At 41.1% G+C, this 18,440-nt stretch carries 18 protein-coding genes and 2 other annotated features (1 of these 20 cut by a window edge); of the genes, 16 read left to right on the top strand and 2 right to left on the bottom strand.

Annotation, left to right across the window (positions count from 1 at the left end):
* Positions 1-43, top strand: a binding site (T-box leader) (it extends 260 nt beyond the left edge of the window).
* Positions 44-122: 79 nt separating this feature from the next.
* Genes trpE through trpD form a run of 7 tightly spaced genes read left to right on the top strand, consistent with a single transcriptional unit; the run spans position 123 to position 6,544 of the window.
* Positions 123-1,529, top strand: coding sequence for an anthranilate synthase component I (gene trpE / locus DWX96_RS02960; protein ID WP_118056756.1), 1,407 nt, complete (start codon positions 123-125; stop codon positions 1,527-1,529).
* A complete protein-coding gene (locus tag DWX96_RS02955; protein WP_118056755.1) occupies positions 1,526-2,095 on the top strand; it encodes an anthranilate synthase component II in 570 nt (189 codons plus the stop codon). Before trpE ends, DWX96_RS02955 begins: the two co-directional genes overlap by 4 nt.
* Before the next feature lie 3 nt (positions 2,096-2,098).
* Complete coding sequence (gene trpC / locus DWX96_RS02950; protein ID WP_118056754.1) at positions 2,099-2,911, top strand: indole-3-glycerol phosphate synthase TrpC; 813 nt, start codon at positions 2,099-2,101, stop codon at positions 2,909-2,911.
* 11 nt (positions 2,912-2,922) lie between these two features.
* A complete protein-coding gene (locus DWX96_RS02945) occupies positions 2,923-3,534 on the top strand; it encodes a phosphoribosylanthranilate isomerase (protein WP_118056753.1) in 612 nt (203 codons plus the stop codon).
* On the top strand, positions 3,527-4,714 hold the full coding sequence (gene trpB, locus DWX96_RS02940; protein WP_118056752.1) for a tryptophan synthase subunit beta: 1,188 nt from the start codon (positions 3,527-3,529) through the stop codon (positions 4,712-4,714). The genes DWX96_RS02945 and trpB overlap by 8 nt, the downstream gene beginning before the upstream one ends.
* 10 nt (positions 4,715-4,724) lie before the next feature.
* The gene (gene trpA, locus DWX96_RS02935) at positions 4,725-5,516 is read left to right on the top strand and encodes a tryptophan synthase subunit alpha (RefSeq protein ID WP_118056751.1); all 792 of its coding nucleotides are present in this window, start codon (positions 4,725-4,727) and stop codon (positions 5,514-5,516) included.
* A 14-nt stretch (positions 5,517-5,530) separates the two neighbouring features.
* A complete protein-coding gene (gene trpD, locus DWX96_RS02930; protein WP_118056750.1) occupies positions 5,531-6,544 on the top strand; it encodes an anthranilate phosphoribosyltransferase in 1,014 nt (337 codons plus the stop codon).
* A gap of 258 nt (positions 6,545-6,802) precedes the next feature.
* Here trpD and DWX96_RS14170 read toward each other — a convergent pair whose 3' ends face one another.
* The gene (locus DWX96_RS14170; protein WP_147337963.1) at positions 6,803-6,997 is read right to left on the bottom strand and encodes a hypothetical protein; all 195 of its coding nucleotides are present in this window, start codon (positions 6,995-6,997) and stop codon (positions 6,803-6,805) included.
* A gap of 211 nt (positions 6,998-7,208) precedes the next feature.
* Here DWX96_RS14170 and DWX96_RS02925 point away from each other — a divergent pair, with 211 nt between their 5' ends.
* Entirely contained in the window at positions 7,209-7,748 is a 540-nt protein-coding gene (locus DWX96_RS02925; protein WP_117840983.1) for a biotin transporter BioY, read from the top strand.
* Here DWX96_RS02925 and sigG read toward each other — a convergent pair.
* Positions 7,727-8,512 carry an RNA polymerase sporulation sigma factor SigG gene (gene sigG / locus DWX96_RS02920; protein WP_022242606.1) on the bottom strand — a complete coding sequence of 262 codons (786 nt, stop codon included), beginning with the start codon at positions 8,510-8,512 and terminating at the stop codon, positions 7,727-7,729. The genes DWX96_RS02925 and sigG overlap by 22 nt on opposite strands.
* Positions 8,513-8,686: 174 nt before the next feature.
* Here sigG and DWX96_RS02915 point away from each other — a divergent pair, with 174 nt between their 5' ends.
* From DWX96_RS02915 to DWX96_RS02880, 8 genes are all read left to right on the top strand, one after another.
* Complete coding sequence (locus tag DWX96_RS02915) at positions 8,687-9,136, top strand: hypothetical protein (RefSeq protein WP_118540617.1); 450 nt, start codon at positions 8,687-8,689, stop codon at positions 9,134-9,136.
* A gap of 65 nt (positions 9,137-9,201) precedes the next feature.
* Positions 9,202-10,050 carry a diaminopimelate epimerase gene (gene dapF / locus DWX96_RS02910; RefSeq protein WP_118056749.1) on the top strand — a complete coding sequence of 283 codons (849 nt, stop codon included), beginning with the start codon at positions 9,202-9,204 and terminating at the stop codon, positions 10,048-10,050.
* Positions 10,051-10,117: 67 nt separating this feature from the next.
* Positions 10,118-11,887, top strand: a complete 1,770-nt coding sequence (gene argS / locus DWX96_RS02905) for an arginine--tRNA ligase (RefSeq protein WP_022242603.1) — start codon at positions 10,118-10,120, stop codon at positions 11,885-11,887.
* Positions 11,888-11,897: 10 nt separating this feature from the next.
* Positions 11,898-12,545, top strand: a complete 648-nt coding sequence (locus tag DWX96_RS02900) for an HAD family hydrolase (RefSeq protein WP_118056748.1) — start codon at positions 11,898-11,900, stop codon at positions 12,543-12,545.
* Positions 12,546-12,658: 113 nt separating this feature from the next.
* A complete protein-coding gene (locus DWX96_RS02895; protein WP_117840987.1) occupies positions 12,659-13,600 on the top strand; it encodes an ABC transporter ATP-binding protein in 942 nt (313 codons plus the stop codon).
* The gene (locus tag DWX96_RS02890; protein ID WP_118056747.1) at positions 13,600-15,705 is read left to right on the top strand and encodes a Gldg family protein; all 2,106 of its coding nucleotides are present in this window, start codon (positions 13,600-13,602) and stop codon (positions 15,703-15,705) included. The genes DWX96_RS02895 and DWX96_RS02890 overlap by 1 nt, the downstream gene beginning before the upstream one ends.
* On the top strand, positions 15,705-16,343 hold the full coding sequence (locus tag DWX96_RS02885; RefSeq protein WP_118056746.1) for a DUF4340 domain-containing protein: 639 nt from the start codon (positions 15,705-15,707) through the stop codon (positions 16,341-16,343). The genes DWX96_RS02890 and DWX96_RS02885 overlap by 1 nt, the downstream gene beginning before the upstream one ends.
* 38 nt (positions 16,344-16,381) lie before the next feature.
* Positions 16,382-16,609 (top strand) — a binding site (T-box leader).
* Positions 16,610-16,681: 72 nt separating this feature from the next.
* Complete coding sequence (locus DWX96_RS02880; protein ID WP_117840990.1) at positions 16,682-18,385, top strand: proline--tRNA ligase; 1,704 nt, start codon at positions 16,682-16,684, stop codon at positions 18,383-18,385.
* Positions 18,386-18,440: the final 55 nt, after the last annotated feature.

Genomic DNA, 18,440 nt, shown 5'->3' with positions numbered 1-18,440 from the left:
ACATAGCGAAGATGGGTGGCACCACGCGATAAGCGTCCCTGACTGGAAAAGAACATTTTCCGGTCAGGGACTTTTTCTTTGCACGAGCAGCATTTATAAAGCCGGTTTATAGGAGGATGATTATGGTAAGAAACAGAAAAGTATTCAAAAAAACAGTGAGCATTGTCAATGAAAAATCAACAGACATGTACGAAAGTCTGGTAGGAGATAAAAAAGGCTTCCTGTTAGAAAGTTACGATAAGAATTATGACCGCTATACTTTCTTTGGCATGGAGCCGGAAGAAATTGTAACATCAAGAGGAAATGCACTGGTGATTACAAAAGCAGATGGCACAGAGAAAGTAAGAGAAGGAAATCCGCTGGAGCGTCTGAAAGAATATTACAGTGAATTTCATATCGAAAAAGAAGATGAGGAGCTGTCCTTCTTCGGTGGACTGGTTGGAAATCTTGGATATGATTTCGTAAGATATTCTGAAGTGCTTCCGGACAATAACCCGGATGAAATCGGAATCGAAACCATACAGATGATGTTGATGACTTCTTTCCTTATGGTAGACCATGTAGCAGAAACACTGACTGCTGTAGTATTAGAAGAGCCTTCGGAAGAAGGAAGAGAGCAGGCAATGGAAAAGGCAGGACAGATGATAAAGAAAGCCATGGAGAAGAAGGAATGCAAACGGAACTTCTACCACGATGGAAAAATTATTAAGAAGTCAGACAGTATCGAAGAATATGGCAAAAAGGTAGAGAAAATCAAACATTATATCAGAGAAGGCCATGTGTTCCAGACCGTATTGTCACAGCGCTGGACGATTGAAACCAGACAGACCGGTTTTGAATTATATAAGGAATTAAGAGAATTAAATCCTTCTCCATATCTTTATTATTTTAATTATGGAACCTTTGAAGTAATCGGAAGTTCACCGGAGATGATTGTAAAGAAGCAGGGAAATAAAGTGTTCACCTGTCCGATTGCAGGAACCCGGAAGAGAGGAAAAGATGAAGCAGAAGACAAACGGCTACGGGATGAACTACTTTCCGATGAAAAAGAGCGGGCAGAACATGTTATGTTAGTAGACCTTGCAAGAAATGATATGGGAAGAATCAGTGAATTTGGAACCGTAAAGGTAACACAGTTTATGGAAGTACAGAATTATTCCCATGTAATGCATATTGTTTCCCAGGTAGAGGGACGCAAGAAAGGAGAATCCCATCCATTAGATTTGGTGGCATCCTTCCTTCCGGCAGGAACCTTAAGCGGAGCACCAAAGATTCGAGCCATGGAAATCATTGATGAATTAGAAAGTGTACGAAGAGGCTTATATGGTGGAGCAACCGGATATATTGATTTCGGTGGAGACATGGATTTCTGTATTACAATCCGGACCATGGTAAAGAAAGGAAATGAGGTATACCTTCAGGCAGGAGCCGGAATCGTAGCAGATTCCGTACCGGAAAATGAATATTATGAATGCTGCAATAAAGTAATGGCATTGGCAAAGACTTTGGTTGAGGAGGAGAACTTATGATACTGCTGATTGATAACTACGATTCATTTACCTATAACCTGTATCAGTATATAGGAACTTTTACGAAGGACATTATCGTAAAACGGAATGACAAGATTACAATAGAAGAAATCCGCACCATAAACCCGGAACGCATCATTCTTTCTCCGGGACCAAAAGCACCGAAGGATGCCGGCATCTGTATGGATGTGGTGAAGGAATTTTATAAGACAATTCCAATCCTTGGCATCTGCTTAGGACATCAGTGTATCGGGGAAGCCTTTGGCGGCGTAGTGAGCTATGCACAGGAATTATATCATGGAAAACAGTCCCTGATTGTCCATGACGGCACAGGAATCTTTCAGGGAATTGAAAGCCCGATTCAGGTGGCAAGATATCATTCCCTGGCTGTTCAGAAAGATAGTCTTCCAGAGTGCCTTGTGGTAACGGCGGAGACAGAGGATGGAGAAATCATGGCAATGCGCCATAAAGATTATCCGGTAGCTGGATTACAGTTCCATCCGGAATCCATTTATACACAGCATGGAAAGCGTATGATAGAGAATTTCTTGAATGGGAGGATATAGAACATGATATTAGATGAAATTGTTGCAGATAAAAGAGAGCAGCTATTTCGGGATAAGCAGAAAACAGATCTGACCGTGATGCGGACTTTGGCAGAAGAGAAGTTAAGGGAAGAAGCAGCAAAGAAAGAAAAGGTAAGAAGCTTTTATCAGAATCTTGCCAAAGATGGACTTTCCATTATCGGAGAATTTAAAAATGCATCTCCAAGCCTTGGAAAGATAGAAAGCAGGATTACATTGGAAGAGCGGATGGAAGATTATACCGCTTCTGTGGATGCGGTATCCTGCCTGACAGAAGAGAAGCATTTCCTTGGAAATACTGATTATTTCCGGAAAGTAAGAAATCTGACTCCGCTTCCAATGTTACGGAAAGATTTCATGATTGAAGAATATCAGTTTTATGAAGCAAAAGCCATTGATGCAGATGCGGTATTACTGATAGCAGCAATCTTAGATGACAAGGAAATGTATGACTTTTATCAGCTTGCAAAGGAATTAAAGTTAGATGTACTGGTGGAAACCCATGATGAATGGGAAATGGAACGGGCATTGAAGCTGGATGCAGACATCATTGGAATCAACAACCGTAATCTTAAAGATTTTACCATTTCGCTGGAACGAACCAAAACACTTTCTAAGATGGTGCCAAAGGATAAACTCTTAATCGCAGAAAGCGGAATTGTAAGAGATGATGATGTGGCATATCTTGCAGATTGCGGTGTCAGCGGATTCTTAATCGGAAGAGCATTTATGGAACATGAAAATCCCAAGGCACTGGCAGCCCACTGGAAACAGGTTTATAAGGAAGCCGCAAAGTAAGGAGAAATGGCATGACAAAGATTAAGATTTGTGGCATCACAAGAGAATCTGAGACAGAAGTGCTGAACCGGATGCAGGTAGATTATGCAGGCTTTGTATTCTTTGAAAAAAGCAAACGAAACGTTTCGATAGAGCAGGCAAAAGAAATTAAGAAACATTTGAAGCCTTCTATTAAAACTGTGGCAGTTACTGTAAATCCGGCACTGGATTTGATAGATGAAATCATAGAAGCAGGTTTTGATATTCTGCAGATTCATAAGATGCAGGAATTCCCTGAAAATCTTAAAATTCCGGTCTGGGTAGCATATCAGGTGCGAAGCAGGAAAGAAGCAGAAGAAATAAATGTTCCGGATGGTACTTCCGGCATTTTATTAGACGCACCGGAATATGGCAGTGGAAAGACTTTTTCCTGGCAGGATTTTCCGATGAAAAAAAGAAGGGAATGGCAGGAAAGAAGGATACCATTTATTTTAGCCGGCGGCTTAAGCAGTGAAAATGTAGAAGAAGGTATCCGGTTATTTGAACCTGATGTAGTAGATGTCAGTTCTTCGGTAGAAGGAGAACATGGAAAAGATTATAAAAAAGTAGAAGCATTTGTAAGAAAGGTGAGAGAACATGAATAAGAAGAGTTATTATGGAGCATTTGGTGGACAGTATGTAGCAGAATCATTGATGAATACTTTAAAAGAGTTGGATGATACTTTTGAAAAGTATACAAAAGATGAAGAATTTTTAAAGGAAGTGGACTATTATCTGAAACAATATGTAGGCAGAGAGACACCGCTTTACTTTGCAAGCCGCTTAAGTGAAGCATACGGAACAAAGATATATTTAAAGAGAGAAGATTTAAACCATACCGGAGCCCACAAGATTAACAATGTAATCGGTCAGATTCTTCTGGCTAAGAGAATGGGAAAGACCAAAGTAATCGCAGAGACCGGAGCAGGACAGCATGGCGTGGCAACTGCAACCGGAGCAGCTCTTTTTAATATGGAATGTACCGTATATATGGGTGCAGAGGATATGAAACGTCAGGCGCTTAACGTAATGCGTATGGAAATGCTTGGTGCCAAAGTAGTACCGGTTACTTCCGGAAGCAATACTTTAAAGGATGCTACCAATGAAGCAATCCGTACCTGGGCAAAAACAGCAGAAGATACCTTCTATGTTATCGGTTCTGCAGTAGGACCCTATCCTTATCCGAAGATGGTAAAATATTTCCAGAGCGTCATCAGCAAAGAAGCAAAGAAACAGATTTTAGAGCAGGAAGGAAGACTGCCGGATGTGGTTATGGCATGTGTTGGCGGAGGTTCTAATTCTATCGGAATGTTTGCAGATTTTATTGAAGAAAAGGATGTAAAACTGATTGGTGTAGAAGCTGCCGGAAAGGGAATTGAGACAGGGGAGCATGCCAGTGCCATGGCATTGGGCGAGCCTGGCGTATTACATGGTATGCGTTCCTATTTATTACAGGATGAGGATGGAAATGTGCAGCTTGCCCATTCCATTTCCGCAGGACTGGATTATCCGGGGGTTGGACCGGAGCATGCCTATCTTAAGGACAGCGGCAGAGCAGAATATGTTGCAATCAAGGATGATGAAGCTATGGATGCATTAATGGAGCTTTGTAAATTAGAGGGTATCATACCGGCAATCGAAAGTGCCCATGCAGTGGCATATGCAAAGAAGCAGGCGAAGAAAATGAAGCCGGATGATATTATGGTGGTTTGCCTTTCCGGAAGAGGCGACAAGGATGTAAATACAATTGCAGATTATCTTGCAGGAAAGGGTTATTTAAACTAGGAGGTGCAGCATGAACAGAATCGAAGAAAAATTAGCACAGTTAAAAGAACAGAACAAAAAAGCATTTATTACATATATGACAGCAGGAATGCCGGACTTTGATAAAATGCAGGAGATTATCCGCACACAGGAGCAGGCGGGGACAGACATCATCGAGCTTGGAATTCCATTTTCAGACCCGGTAGCAGACGGTCCGGTTATTCAGGATGCTTCCTATCATGCCATCTTAAAAGGTGTGAATTTAAAGAAAGTATTAGAAGCCATGAAAAAGCTTCGCAGTGCAAAAATTGAGATTCCAATCGTATTTATGATGTATTACAATACCATACTTCACTATGGTGTGGAAGCCTTTGTGGATGCATGTATCGAAAGTGGAGTAGACGGACTGATTATTCCGGATCTGCCATTAGAGGAACAGGATGAGATAAAGGAATTTTTACAGAAGGAAAATGCACCGATTCTTATCCAACTGGTATCTCCGGTTTCGAAAGACAGAATCCCTGAGATTTTAAAGGATGCAAGAGGATTTGTTTACTGCGTATCTTCCATGGGTGTAACCGGACAGAAAGCAACCTTCCATAAGAGTGTAATAGATTATCTTGGCAGTGTGAAAGCGGTATCAAAAATTCCTGTCATGATGGGATTTGGTATCCGCACTGCAGAGGATGTTGCACCGATGAAAAATATTATCGACGGAGCAATTGTAGGCTCACATTTCATCAAGCTGATGGAAGAAAATAATTATGATTTACAGGCAATCGAAACTTATTGTGGCACATTTAAAAAAGAACTGAATCAGTAAAGGAGGAATTTGCGATGAAAGAATATATTGAACTGGTTGCAGAAGGAAAAGATTTAACAGAAGAACAGGCAAAAGCAGCAATGGAAATCTTATTAAGCGGGGAAGCATCCCAGGCTCAGATTGGTGCTTTTTTAATGGGACTTCGTATGAAAGGTGAGACCTTAGATGAATTAACCGGGTTTGCAGGAGTACTCCGGGATAAGGCAGATACTATTTCACCGAAGGTTTCTAATTATGTGGATCTGGTTGGAACCGGTGGAGACTGTACTTATACTTTTAATGTGTCTACCACTTCTGCATTTGTCGTTGCAGCAGCCGGACTCCCGGTAGCAAAGCATGGCAATCGTTCCATTTCTTCAAAGAGCGGAGCCGGTGATGTATTAGAGGCACTGGGCGTAAATATTATGGCAGAGCCTGCAAAAGTAGAAGCCTGCGTGGAGAAAGCCGGAATCGGATTTATGTTTGCACAGCTCTTTAACAAATCCATGAAATATGTAGGCCAGGCAAGAAAGGAAATGGGTGTGCGTACTGTGTTCAATATTTTAGGACCTCTTGCCAATCCTTCCAGAGCAAAAAATATGGTGGTAGGTGTCTATGATGCAGCCCTGACAGAAAAAATTGCCCTTGCCATGAGCAGGCTTGGCGTTGAACGTGCCTTTGTAGTAAGCGGCAAAGACAATATGGATGAAATCACAACCACAACCGAGACCGTAATATCTGAAATCAAGGACGGGAAAGTAAATACATTTACCATAACACCGGAGCAGTTTGGTTTAAAACGTGCTTCCTTAGAAGAACTGTGTGGTGGTGATGGAACAGAAAACGCCGTTATCACAAAGAAAATTCTCTCCGGAGAAGAAAAAGGCGCAAAACGTGACATCGTATTACTGAATGCCGGTGCAACCCTGTATGTTGGTGGAGCAGCATCCACCATTGAAGATGGAATCACCCTTGCAAAAGAAGCAATCGACAGTGGAAAAGCAGCAGGGAAGTTAGCGGAGCTGGTGAAGGTATCAAACGAAGCGTAAAAACAGAAATAAATCTGCACCGTAAAAACGGAATGTTAACCTTTTACAAATATAGGTTGACAATATAAGCCAGAATACCATATAATACCCTATGGATAAAATCTATAGGGTATTTTTAGGCGATTGTGAAAAGAAATACCAATATTACCAATAAAATATTCAGATATTCAAAGGACTATATTTTATACGGCACCAGATGTCAGCAATTCTTAGCGGCATGTTTTCCTTGAATGCAGACTGTCTTTCCGTTGCTTTGACTTAGATAGCGGCACTGTCCGTTGAATACGGATGCAGCCGAACGTCTGCAAGGGGCACTAAGAATTTCGGAACATATATGGATTCGTCTGGCAACCGGCGCATATTCACATCCATGTTCAGATGCGCCTCGCTGGCACATCCCTGTGCCAGCGTTGCCGGGTGACAGACGAAATTCCAAGTGCCCCTAACAGTCATTCTAATGCATCCGTACCTTCAACGGACAGTGCCGCTATCTTGTCAAACATTGGAAAGACTGTTTTCATAGCAAAAAGGAAAACATGCTGTTTAGAATTGCGGCATCTGGTGGCTTAAAAGATATGTCCTTTGAATAGCTGAAATTTTAGTGAATGATAGGGTATTTCCTTTCATAATCGCCTGAAAAAAACACAATGATAGGAGCATTATTATGGAAAAAAGAAAAATAACAACACAGCAGATGGCACTGGTAGCAATCATGACAGCACTGACCTGTATCCTGGCACCATTTTCATTGCCAATTGGTCCGGTACCAATTTCCCTTACCAATCTGGTTATTTACTTCTCATTGTATTTACTGGGTTGGAAGCTTGGAACGTTAAGCTACGTCATTTACCTTCTGATTGGACTGGTTGGTGTACCGGTATTTTCAGGATTTACCGCAGGACCGGCGAAACTTTTTGGCCCAACCGGTGGATATTTAATCGGATTTATTCCAATGGCAATCATTGCCGGTATTGTAATTGATAAATATACTGAGAAATGGCTTTTATGTCTGCTGGCAATGATTATTGGAACGATTGTCTGCTATGCGTTAGGAACAGCATGGCTTGCTTATGAAGCAAAGATGGACATGATGGCAGCATTATGGGCTGGTGTAATTCCTTTTATTCCTGGTGACCTGGTAAAAATGGCACTGGCAATTTTAATTGCACCAAAAATCAGAGCTCAGGTATGCAGGGCAAGATAATTTTTCATAGTCTTAAGAGCAGTTTTTTCCAGACGGCTGACCTGAGCCTGGGAAATATGAATCTCATCAGCAATCTCCATCTGGGTTTTGCCTTCAAAGAACCGTAGCTTAACGATATGATTTTCTCTGTCGTTGAGCCGGTTCATTGCATCGGAAAGGGCAAGCCCTTCCACCCAGTTATCTTCTTTATTCTTTTTATCACTAATCTGATCCATCACATAGAGTGTATCACCACCATCCGTATAGACCGGGTCATAAAGACTGACCGGACTTTGAATGGCATCTAGGGCATAGACGATTTCCTCTTTGGTAAGTCCGGCTTCTTTTGCAATTTCCTGTAAAGTAGGCTCCTGCATGGAATTTTTCATCAGGATTTCTTTGGCATGAATGGCTTTATAGGCAGTATCCCGCAGGGAACGGCTGACACGGATGCTGTTGTTATCCCGCAGATAGCGGCGGATTTCGCCAATAATCATAGGAACGGCATAGGTGGAAAATTTTACCCCCAGTGTATCATCAAAATTGTCAATGGACTTAATCAGTCCGATACATCCAATCTGAAAGAGGTCATCAATATTTTCCTGATTTCCGGAAAAACGTTTAATCACACTTAAGACCAGACGAAGATTCCCTTTGATATATGTTTCCCTTGCAGTCATATCCCCCTGTTTGATTCTGGCAAATAGAGCAGCCTTTTCTTCTTCCTTTAGGATTGGAAGCTTTGCGGTATTTACGCCGCAGATTTCAACTTTGTAGACGGACATGATGCGTACCTCCGGGTTAAAATGTTTTTGCAGCCATTGGCTGATACAGAAAGGATGTCCTTATTTACATAAAAATATGCCGGAAACAATAAAAATTTAATAATTTTTCATCTTGAAAAACGAATGAGTGAAAGCTATGATATATATAAAGAGAAAAAATGGAAGTGGAATAATATGCAGGATGCAATAGATAAGAGAAATGAAAGAGATCGAATTGCTCATAGTATTGTGAAACGCTGGAATGTTCATTACATGTCGGAAGAAGAGATTTTAGCCGCACGCAAGAAACAGCAGGATGAACAGCGGGCACAGGAGATTCTTGATCGTCTTGCAAGAGTGGCTGCAGAGGAAGAAGAAAAAAAGCAGCGTGAGATTGATGCGGCAGTAAGGCAGCAGATTGAGGAAGAAAGAGCACGTTTACAGAAAGAAGAAGCAGATGGAACGATTTCAGATGATAAGTTATCTGCTATTTTAGGAGAAAAGAGTCCTGAACGAAAAGAAACACCGCAGGCAGCGGAAGTGTCACAGGAGGTGGAAACACCGCAGGTGGTGGAGAAACAGACAGACAGTGGAGAACAAGTGCCTGAGGTCATAGAAGCGACCGTTGAAACAGAACAGGAATAAGTCGGGTTCTAACGGACAATATCTCATTCATATATTGTAATAAGAAGTAAAACTGGAGCATAAGTATGGATGATGCCTTGCTGTTACAGAAGTATCATGGATTAGGAAATGATTATCTTGTACTCGACCCGAATAAGAATAAGATACATTTATTGGAACGTCATATTGTAAAGCTATGCAGAAGAAATATTGGTGCAGGAGCTGATGGCATTTTATATGGACCGGTATGGCAGGATGAGAAGCTTTATGTAAAGATATTTAACCCGGATGGAAGTGAAGCAGAGCGCAGCGGAAATGGTGTTCGGATTTTTGCAAAATATTTATTAGATGCCGGATATATCAGACACAGACCGTTTAGCCTTTATACCAAGGCAGGCGAAGTAAGGATTGATTTTTTAAATGAAGACGGAAGTCTTATGAAAGTAAATATGGGAATACCACAATTTACCGGAGGGGTACTTGCTTATGTAGGTACGCCTCCGGAAATTATAAACAGGCCTCTGGTTTTTCATGACCATCCTTACCGGGCAACCTGTGTTTCCATGGGAAATCCGAACTGCGTGATTCATTTAGATGAAATCAGTAAAGAAAAGGCAATGGAATTAGGACCTTATGTGGAAAATGCATCTTATTTTCCAAACCGGATTAATATGCAGCTTTGTAAAGTAATGGATAGAGGTCATATCCGGGTGGAAATCTATGAGCGGGGAGCCGGATATACCTTAGCTTCCGGAACCGGAGCCTGTGCAGCAGCGGTAGCATCCCATAAGCTGGGACTGGTGGATGACAGAATTGAAGTCACGATGCCGGGTGGGCAGTTACTGATAGAAATCGGAGAGGATGGCAGCGTGTTCCTTACTGGAGAGGTGCAGAAAATCGGAACAATTCTGATGGCAGAACACTTTCTGGCGTAGTTGACAACTGCTTGTCTTTGAGTATAAAATGGAAAAATAGAATGCTCAGAAAGGAACATGAGAAAGAATGAGAAAGATACTGGATTTAATAACAGATGAGATGGTGAAAGCATTTGAAGCAGCCGGACTTGATGCAAAATATGCAAAAGTAACTGTTTCAAACAGACCGGACTTATGTGAATATCAGTGCAACGGCGCTATGGCTGCTGCAAAAGAATATAAGAAAGCACCGATTATGATTGCGGAGGAAGTAGTAGCACAGCTTAAGGATAACGCAATGTTTGAATCCGTAGAAGCTGTAAAACCTGGCTTCCTTAACTTAAAGCTGAATAATGAATTTGTGGCTTCCTATATCAGTAAGATGCAGGAGGATACAGAGCGTTTAGGCTGTGATAAGGTGGAAAATCCAAAGACCATCATGATTGACTATGGCGGACCAAACGTTGCAAAACCACTTCATGTAGGACATTTACGTTCTGCTATTATCGGTGAAAGCATCAAACGTATTGGTAAATTCATGGGACACAATATGATTGGTGATGTGCATCTGGGAGACTGGGGTCTTCAGATGGGACTGATTATTACTGAGTTAAAGCTCCGTAAACCGGAACTTTGCTATTTTGATGAAAATTATGAGGGAGAATATCCGGTTGAGCCTCCATTTACCATTTCCGAGCTGGAAGAAATTTATCCGACAGCCAGCGGAAAATCCAAAGAGGATGCAGCTTATAAAGAAGCTGCCATGCAGGCAACCTATGAACTGCAGCATGGAAGAAGAGGCTATCAGGCATTACTTTCCCATATTTTAAATGTATCTGTAACGGATTTAAAGAAGAATTATGCTAATTTAAATGTATCTTTTGAATTATGGAAGGGTGAGTCTGACGCACAGCCATATATCCCGGACATGGTACAGAAGATGAAGGATGACGGTTATGCATATATCAGTGATGGTGCACTGGTAGTAGATGTCAAAGAAGAGACTGATACGAAAGAGATCCCGCCATGTATGATTTTAAAATCCGATGGGGCCTCTCTTTATAACACAACAGACCTTGCGACGATTGTATGGCGTATGAAAGACTATCATCCGGATAAAATTATCTATGTAGTGGATAAACGTCAGGAGCTGTATTTTACACAGGTGTTCCGTTGTGCCAGAAAGACACATCTTGTGGATGATGATACAGAGCTTCAGTTTTTAGGTTTTGGTACCATGAATGGAAAAGACGGAAAACCATTTAAGACCAGAGAGGGTGGTGTCATGCGGTTAGAGACACTGCTTTCCAGCATCAATGATGAGATGTACCGCAAGATTACAGAGAATCGTACGGTAGAAGAAGCGGAAGCAAAGGCAACCGCAAAAGTAGTTGCACTTTCAGCAGTAAAATACGGAGACCTTTCCAATCAGGCTTCCAAGGATTATATTTTTGATATCGACCGTTTTACTTCATTTGAAGGAAACACAGGCCCATATATTCTTTATACGATTGTCCGAATCAAATCCATTCTGAACAAATATAAAGAAGCAGGAAAAGAAGCAGGAACAGCAGCAATTCTTCCGGCACATTCCGAAAGCGAGAAGGCATTGATGTTAGAGCTGACCCGTTTCAATGCCATGATGGAAAATGCCTACGAAGAGACAGCACCACATAAGGTATGTTCTTATATCTATGACCTGGCAAATGCATTGAATCATTTTTATCATGAGACAAAGATTATGGCAGAAGAAGACGAGGCAGTGCAGGCTTCCTATGTTCGTTTATTAACACTGACCAGGCGGACATTAGAGGTTTGTATCGATGTATTAGGTTTCTCTGCACCAGACAGAATGTAAAGGAAAATATATGATTGACAATAGAATGGGTGCCATCTTTGATTTAGATGGCACTCTTTTAGACTCCATGGGAGTATGGCGGAAAATTGATGAGGATTTTCTTGGCAAAAGAGGATTTATTGTGCCGGATGATTATCTGGTAGCAATTACTTCAAAGAACTTTGATGCGGCAGCAGAATATACCAAAGAGCGTTTTAATCTGCCGGAGTCCGAAGAAGAGATTATCAAAGAATGGTTTGATATGGCGATTGAATCTTATACCAATGAAGTAAAGTTGAAAGCCGGTGTTATAGATTACCTGAAGCAATTAAAGGCAGAAGGAATTAAGATTGCAGCAGCAACTTCTTCCGATGAGAGGCTGTTTCGTCCCTGTCTTACCCATTGCGGCATCATGAAATATTTTGATGCATTTACAGTGACGCAGGAAGTGAAGCGGGGAAAGGGATTCCCGGATGTGTACCAGCTTGCAGCAGAAAAGCTTTCTTTGAAACCGGAGCAGTGTGTGGTATATGAAGATATTTTAAAAGGTGTGGAAGGTGCAAAGATGGATGATTTCTATGTGGTAGGTGTGGAAGATATCCATTCCTCCTATGAGAAAAATGAAATCATGCAGCTGTCCGACCGCTATATCCTAAGCTTTGAAGAATTATTAGATTAATTCCGTCACACAAAAAACACAGTTTGACTGCATTTTTATCACAAAAACATCGTCTTTTTAACACAACTTTCTCATAAACTTTCTGAGGTAAGATGTTATAAGGAGGAAGAAACGTGATAGAGATTAGTCATTTGACGAAAAAATACGGGACGCATGTAGCGGTAGATGATTTGAATCTTACTATTGAGCCGGGAAGAATTTATGGCTTCTTAGGACCGAATGGCGCAGGCAAATCAACTACAATGAACATGATTACCGGATATCTGGGGGCAACAGAGGGAACCATTAAAATCAATGGATTTGATATTTTGGCACAGCCGGAGGAAGCAAAGAAATGTATTGGCTATTTGCCAGAGCTGCCACCTTTATACATGGATATGACGGTAGAAGAATATCTTTTGTTTGCAGCAGAACTTAAGAAGATTCCAAAGGAGAACCGGAAACCATATGTAGAAGATGCCATGGCAACCACAAAGATTACTGATATGAAAGGCAGACTGATTAAAAATCTGTCCAAAGGATACCGGCAGAGAGTCGGACTGGCACAGGCAATTTTAGGTTATCCGGAAGTTATTATCTTAGATGAGCCTACAGTAGGCTTAGACCCGAAACAGATTATTGAAATCCGTGATCTGATTCAGAGTCTTGGCAAGAAGCACACTGTAATTTTAAGTTCCCATATTCTTTCGGAAGTCCGGGCAGTATGTGATTACATATTTATTATTTCCCATGGAAAATTAGTTGCATCGGAAGAAACAGAAGAACTGGTAGAGCGGATGTCCGGTGGACAGGTAATAGAGCTTAAGTTAAAAGCTGAAGAAGAAAAAGTAAAAGAAGTTTTTGCAGATGCAGAACATATTACTGCAGTAGAAACGAAAGAACTGCCGGAGGATGGAGTTACTGAGGTGACTGTAACGGCAGAAAAAAATAAAGATGTCAGAGAAGAGATTTTTCATATTTGTGCAGAAAGTGATATGCCGATTTTGGAAATGATAAACGGTGGTAAATCACTGGAAGATATCTTTCTTGAACTTACATCAAAGGAGGAAGAATAATGCGTGCAATATGGAAAAGAGAATTAAAATCTTATTTTCAGACGGTGACAGGATGGCTTTTTATTGCAGCAACACTGGCACTGTTTGGCCTTTATTTTTATGTATACAATATGTATTATGGTTCGACAGACATCAGCAGTACTTTATCAGCAGTAACGTTTCTGTTTCTGGTTACTGTGCCGATTCTTACGATGCGTACCCTGGCAGAGGAGCGGAAGAATAAGACAGACCAGCTGATTTTAACTTCGCCGGTATCAGTAGAAAAAGTGGTTCTGGCAAAATATCTCGCCACCGGAACTGTATTTACCATTAGTGCAGCGGTTATGTGTCTGGCACCGTTAATTATGTCAGCATATGGAAGTGTTGCTTTTGTAAAGAGCTATGTGGGAGTACTGGGCTTCTGGTTATATGGTATGACTTGTATTGCCATTGGAACCTTTGTATCTTCACTGACAGAAAGTATTGTAATTTCTGCAGTATTAACCTTTGTATTTCTCTTTGTGGGATATCTGATGACCGGAATTACCAATCTGATTTCACAGAATGGAAATATGATTACAAAGATTTTAGGCTGTTATGATTTGACAAAACACATGGATATGCTGATGCAGGGAATTCTTGATGTATCCGGCATTGTATATTATATTTCCATGATTATCCTGTTTTTGTTCCTGACGGTACAGTCCATACAGAAGCGTCGCTGGAGTATGAGCAGTAAGAAATTAAAGCTTGGCGTATTCAGTTCTGCCATGGTTGTGATCGGAATCGTGGTTACAGTCGCAGTAAACCTTGTAGTAAATGCATTGCCATCTTCCATTACGTCTATTGATTTGACAGCACAGAAGATGTATTCCATTTCTGATGATACAAAAGAGATTCTTCATAATCTGGATGAGGATGTCACAATTTATGTTCTGGAAGCGGAAGGAAATATGGATGATACTCTTGCAACGACATTAAAGCGTTATGAAGGCGAATCTTCCCATATTTCGGTAGAATATAAAGACCCCTCCGTTTATCCGAATTTTTACCGGGATTATACGGATGATACATCTATCACCAGAAAGAGTCTGATTGTAGAAAGCAGTAAACGTTCCAAAGTAATTAATTACAGCAATATTTATGAGACCAGTATAGATTACAGTACTTATAGCAGCCAGACTACAGGTTATGATGGAGAGGGACAGCTTACCAGTGCCATTTCCTATGTCACATCGGATGAAATGCCGGTTATGTACGAACTGCAGGGACATGGTGAGACAGCATTGAACGGTAATTTTAAAGATGCTGTTGAGAAAGCAAATGTCACTTTAAACAGCCTCAACCTGATGCAGGCAGACAGCATTCCGGAAGATGCACAGGCACTTATTATCAATGGACCGACCTCTGATTTTTCATCCGATGATGCGTCAAAAGTAATTGATTATATCAATAAAGGTGGAAAACTTTTTGTAACGCTATCTTATACAGATGCTGATATGAGTAATTTTTATTCGGTTTTAAATGAGTTTGGCATTACTGCAGTAGATGGAATGGTGATGGAGAGCAATACCGGTTCTTATTATCAGGCACCATATTATCTTTTACCAAATGTAGAAAGCAGTGCACTGACTTCCGGTGTGGATGGCTATGTATTTACACCGTATGCAGTAGGTCTTACCTATAATACCGATACCGAAAATGTAACCTATACACCTTTACTTACCACTTCGGATGCAGCGTACAGTAAGACAGATGCTACAAGCTCCTTAGAGCAGACGGAGGATGATATTACAGGACCGTTTACGGTAGGATTAAAGGCGGAAAAAACCATGGATGATACAATCGCAGATATTCTTGTATATTCTTCCATGAGTATGTTTACGGATGATGCAGACAGTATGGTATCCGGAAATAATTTATCCGTATTTTCAAAATCCATTGCAAGCTATATTCCGGAAGACAGCGGTTCAGCAGTTGTGATTCCGGTCAAAGAATATGACAGCAGTACTCTGACCGTACCGGCTTCGGTTGTCATTGCATCAGCTGTAATCGGCATTGCAGTAATTCCGTTATTGCTTCTTGCAATCGGTATCGTAATCTGGATGAGAAGGAGAAAGAAGTAATGAAGAAACAGAAAAAACAGTTGATTGCTTTATGCATCCTGCTTCTTATCTGTATTGTTGCATGGGTTGGCCTGACGAAGTGGAATAAGAGCCAGGAACAGAAAAAACAGGAAGAGGAAGAAGCATCCAAAGTTATGGTGACAGATGTTAACACAGAAGATGTAAATGCATTTTCTTATCAATATAATAATGAGACACTGTCTTTTGTAAAAGAAGATGATACATGGTATTATGAGGCAGATAAAAGCATTGCATTAGACCAGGATGCCGTGGAAACATTGGTTACCACCGCAGCACAGCTTACGGCAGAGCAGGAAATCAAGGATTATGAGGACTTATCAGAGTATGGGCTTGAAACGCCGTCAAATACCATTACCCTGACGACAGGGGATGGAACAACAACACTTCTGATCGGAAATAAAAATGACATGCTGAGCCAGTATTATGTAAAGACGGATCAGTCTAATAGTATTTATCTGGCAGGAAGTGCAGTATATACCACTTATCAGAAAGGAATCGCGGATCTTACAGTAACGGAGAGTACTGAGGAATCGGCGACTGAACAGCCGGAAGAGACAGAAGAAGCTGATACTCTACAAGACGGGGATACGGAAAGCACAACCGAAATTGCGGAATAAAAGGATTGACAAGTAAAATATCCGTTGGTAAAATATATGAGAAAGTGTGGAAGAGAAATAGTAATCATTGGAAGCCTTCAGAGAGAAAACGGCAGGTGAGAGTTTTTGACGGAAGATGATGAACCAGTCTTGGAGCTGCATATCCAAGCAGAAGTGAAGGTATGTCGGGTTCTCCCGTTACAGAGAGAAGGCATAAGAAGATGTGCCGGAGTGCAGGAGCAGTCCTGAATTTAGGTGGTACCACGGATGAAACATTCGCCCTAAGCTAAATCATAGCTTAGGGCTTTTATATTGCTTTAAGCAGATGAGTTGCAAGAATAGAAAAAGGAGATAAGAAAATGAAACTGGAAAAATTAGTTGGTGACCGGTTTAAAGAGAGACCGGCAGATTGTGTGATTGACAGTCATGCACTTATGGTAAAAGGTGGATACATCAAATATGTGGCAAATGGTATCTATTCTTCATTCCTACCATTAAAGAGAATTACACGTAAGATTGAGCAGATTCTTCGTGAAGAGATGGACAAGGTAGACGGACAGGAAGTACAGTTCCCGGTTGTTATGCCTGCATCTATCTGGGAAGAATCCGGAAGATATGAAAGCATCGGAGACGAGCTGCTTCGTTTTACAGACAGAAACGGTGCCAGGATGGTACTTGGCATGACCCACGAAGAAGCAGCCGTACAGTTGGTTCGTGAGTATGCACAGAGCTATACCAAATATCCTTTTATGATTTATCAGATTCAGACCAAATTCCGTGATGAAGCAAGACCTCGTGCCGGATTAATCCGTGTAAGAGAGTTTACCATGAAGGATGCATATTCCTTCCATACCAGCCAGGAAGATTTGGAGCAGTATTATCAGAGAGTACACAAGGCATATGAGCGTATTTTTGAAAGAGCCGGTATTCCGGAAGTGGTATCCGTTGCATCTGATTCCGGTATGATGGGCGGAAGCCTTTCCCATGAGTTCATGCTTCTTACTCCGATTGGAGAAGATTCCATTGTACTTTGTGATGATTGTGGATACAAAGCAAATATGGAAGCTGCAGAAAATATTTCTGATATTCCAAGAGCCGCAGAATCAGCAGAACTGGAAAAGGTTCATACACCAAATATCCATACTATTGAAGATATCTGTGAATTCTTTGGCGATAAGACAAACAACTCCTGTAAAGCAGTTGTTTATCAGAAAAATTCAGATGACAGCTATGTGGTTGTATTTATCCGTGGCGATCTGGAAATCAATGAGACCAAGCTTGTTAATTATCTTGGTGATCAGATTCATGCTGCTGTTATTACAGAAGAATGCGGATTAAATGCAGGCTATATCGGACCAGTTGGCTTACATATCAATGCACCTCATGTGGTTTTATATGATAAGTCTCTGGAAGGAAGAAATAACTTATCCTGCGGAGCAAATGAAGAGGAATACCACTTCAAAGGACTTGATATGGAGCGTGATGTAAAAGACGCAGAATATCATGATTTTGCTAAGGTATACGAAGGCGGAATCTGCCCGAAATGTGGTAAGAAGACCGTCCGTATTTCTAAAGGTATTGAAGTGGGAAATATCTTCCAGCTTGGAACCAAATATACCAAGTCCATGAAGATGACTTATGTAGATAAAGATGGTGAGAGACAGACTCCAATCATGGGCTGCTATGGAATCGGTGTCGGAAGACTTGCTGCTGCTGTATGTGAAGCACATCATGATGAGTATGGTCCAATCTGGCCAAAGGAAATTGCTCCATGGCAGGTCCACCTTTGTGCAGTAAGACCGGACAATGAAGAAGTAAAGGCTTTTGCTGATGATTTATATGAGAAAATGCAGAATGCTGGTATTGAAGTTATCTATGATGACCGTACCGTAAGTGCCGGCGTTATGTTTGCCGATGCAGACCTTCTTGGAATTCCGCTTCGTGTTATCGTAAGCCCAAGAAATATGAAGCAGGGAATCATTGAAGTGACATCCCGTGATAAGACTTTAAAGGAACAGGTTCCGGTAGAAAACGTATTTGAAGAGATTCAGAAGTACTTATAAGAAGAGATTAAAAATAGCATATTGTGAATGATATGAGAAGAACTCCTGCCGGTTG

The sequence above is a fragment of the Roseburia sp. AF22-2LB genome (assembly GCF_003461125.1).
GTDB lineage: Bacteria > Bacillota > Clostridia > Lachnospirales > Lachnospiraceae > Roseburia_C > Roseburia_C amylophila.
The sequence above is the reverse complement of the archived record's forward strand: the minus strand, read 5'-3'. Positions and strand labels throughout refer to the sequence as shown.

Coding starts and splice junctions, on each gene's coding strand:
- trpE (WP_118056756.1), top strand. CDS start 123: ATGGTAAGAAACAGAAAAGTATTCAAAAAAACAGTGAGCATTGTCAAT.
- DWX96_RS02955 (WP_118056755.1), top strand. CDS start 1,526: ATGATACTGCTGATTGATAACTACGATTCATTTACCTATAACCTGTAT.
- trpC (WP_118056754.1), top strand. CDS start 2,099: ATGATATTAGATGAAATTGTTGCAGATAAAAGAGAGCAGCTATTTCGG.
- DWX96_RS02945 (WP_118056753.1), top strand. CDS start 2,923: ATGACAAAGATTAAGATTTGTGGCATCACAAGAGAATCTGAGACAGAA.
- trpB (WP_118056752.1), top strand. CDS start 3,527: ATGAATAAGAAGAGTTATTATGGAGCATTTGGTGGACAGTATGTAGCA.
- trpA (WP_118056751.1), top strand. CDS start 4,725: ATGAACAGAATCGAAGAAAAATTAGCACAGTTAAAAGAACAGAACAAA.
- trpD (WP_118056750.1), top strand. CDS start 5,531: ATGAAAGAATATATTGAACTGGTTGCAGAAGGAAAAGATTTAACAGAA.
- DWX96_RS14170 (WP_147337963.1), bottom strand. CDS start 6,997: ATGACTGTTAGGGGCACTTGGAATTTCGTCTGTCACCCGGCAACGCTG.
- DWX96_RS02925 (WP_117840983.1), top strand. CDS start 7,209: ATGGAAAAAAGAAAAATAACAACACAGCAGATGGCACTGGTAGCAATC.
- sigG (WP_022242606.1), bottom strand. CDS start 8,512: ATGTCCGTCTACAAAGTTGAAATCTGCGGCGTAAATACCGCAAAGCTT.
- DWX96_RS02915 (WP_118540617.1), top strand. CDS start 8,687: ATGCAGGATGCAATAGATAAGAGAAATGAAAGAGATCGAATTGCTCAT.
- dapF (WP_118056749.1), top strand. CDS start 9,202: ATGGATGATGCCTTGCTGTTACAGAAGTATCATGGATTAGGAAATGAT.
- argS (WP_022242603.1), top strand. CDS start 10,118: ATGAGAAAGATACTGGATTTAATAACAGATGAGATGGTGAAAGCATTT.
- DWX96_RS02900 (WP_118056748.1), top strand. CDS start 11,898: ATGATTGACAATAGAATGGGTGCCATCTTTGATTTAGATGGCACTCTT.
- DWX96_RS02890 (WP_118056747.1), top strand. CDS start 13,600: ATGCGTGCAATATGGAAAAGAGAATTAAAATCTTATTTTCAGACGGTG.
- DWX96_RS02885 (WP_118056746.1), top strand. CDS start 15,705: ATGAAGAAACAGAAAAAACAGTTGATTGCTTTATGCATCCTGCTTCTT.
- DWX96_RS02880 (WP_117840990.1), top strand. CDS start 16,682: ATGAAACTGGAAAAATTAGTTGGTGACCGGTTTAAAGAGAGACCGGCA.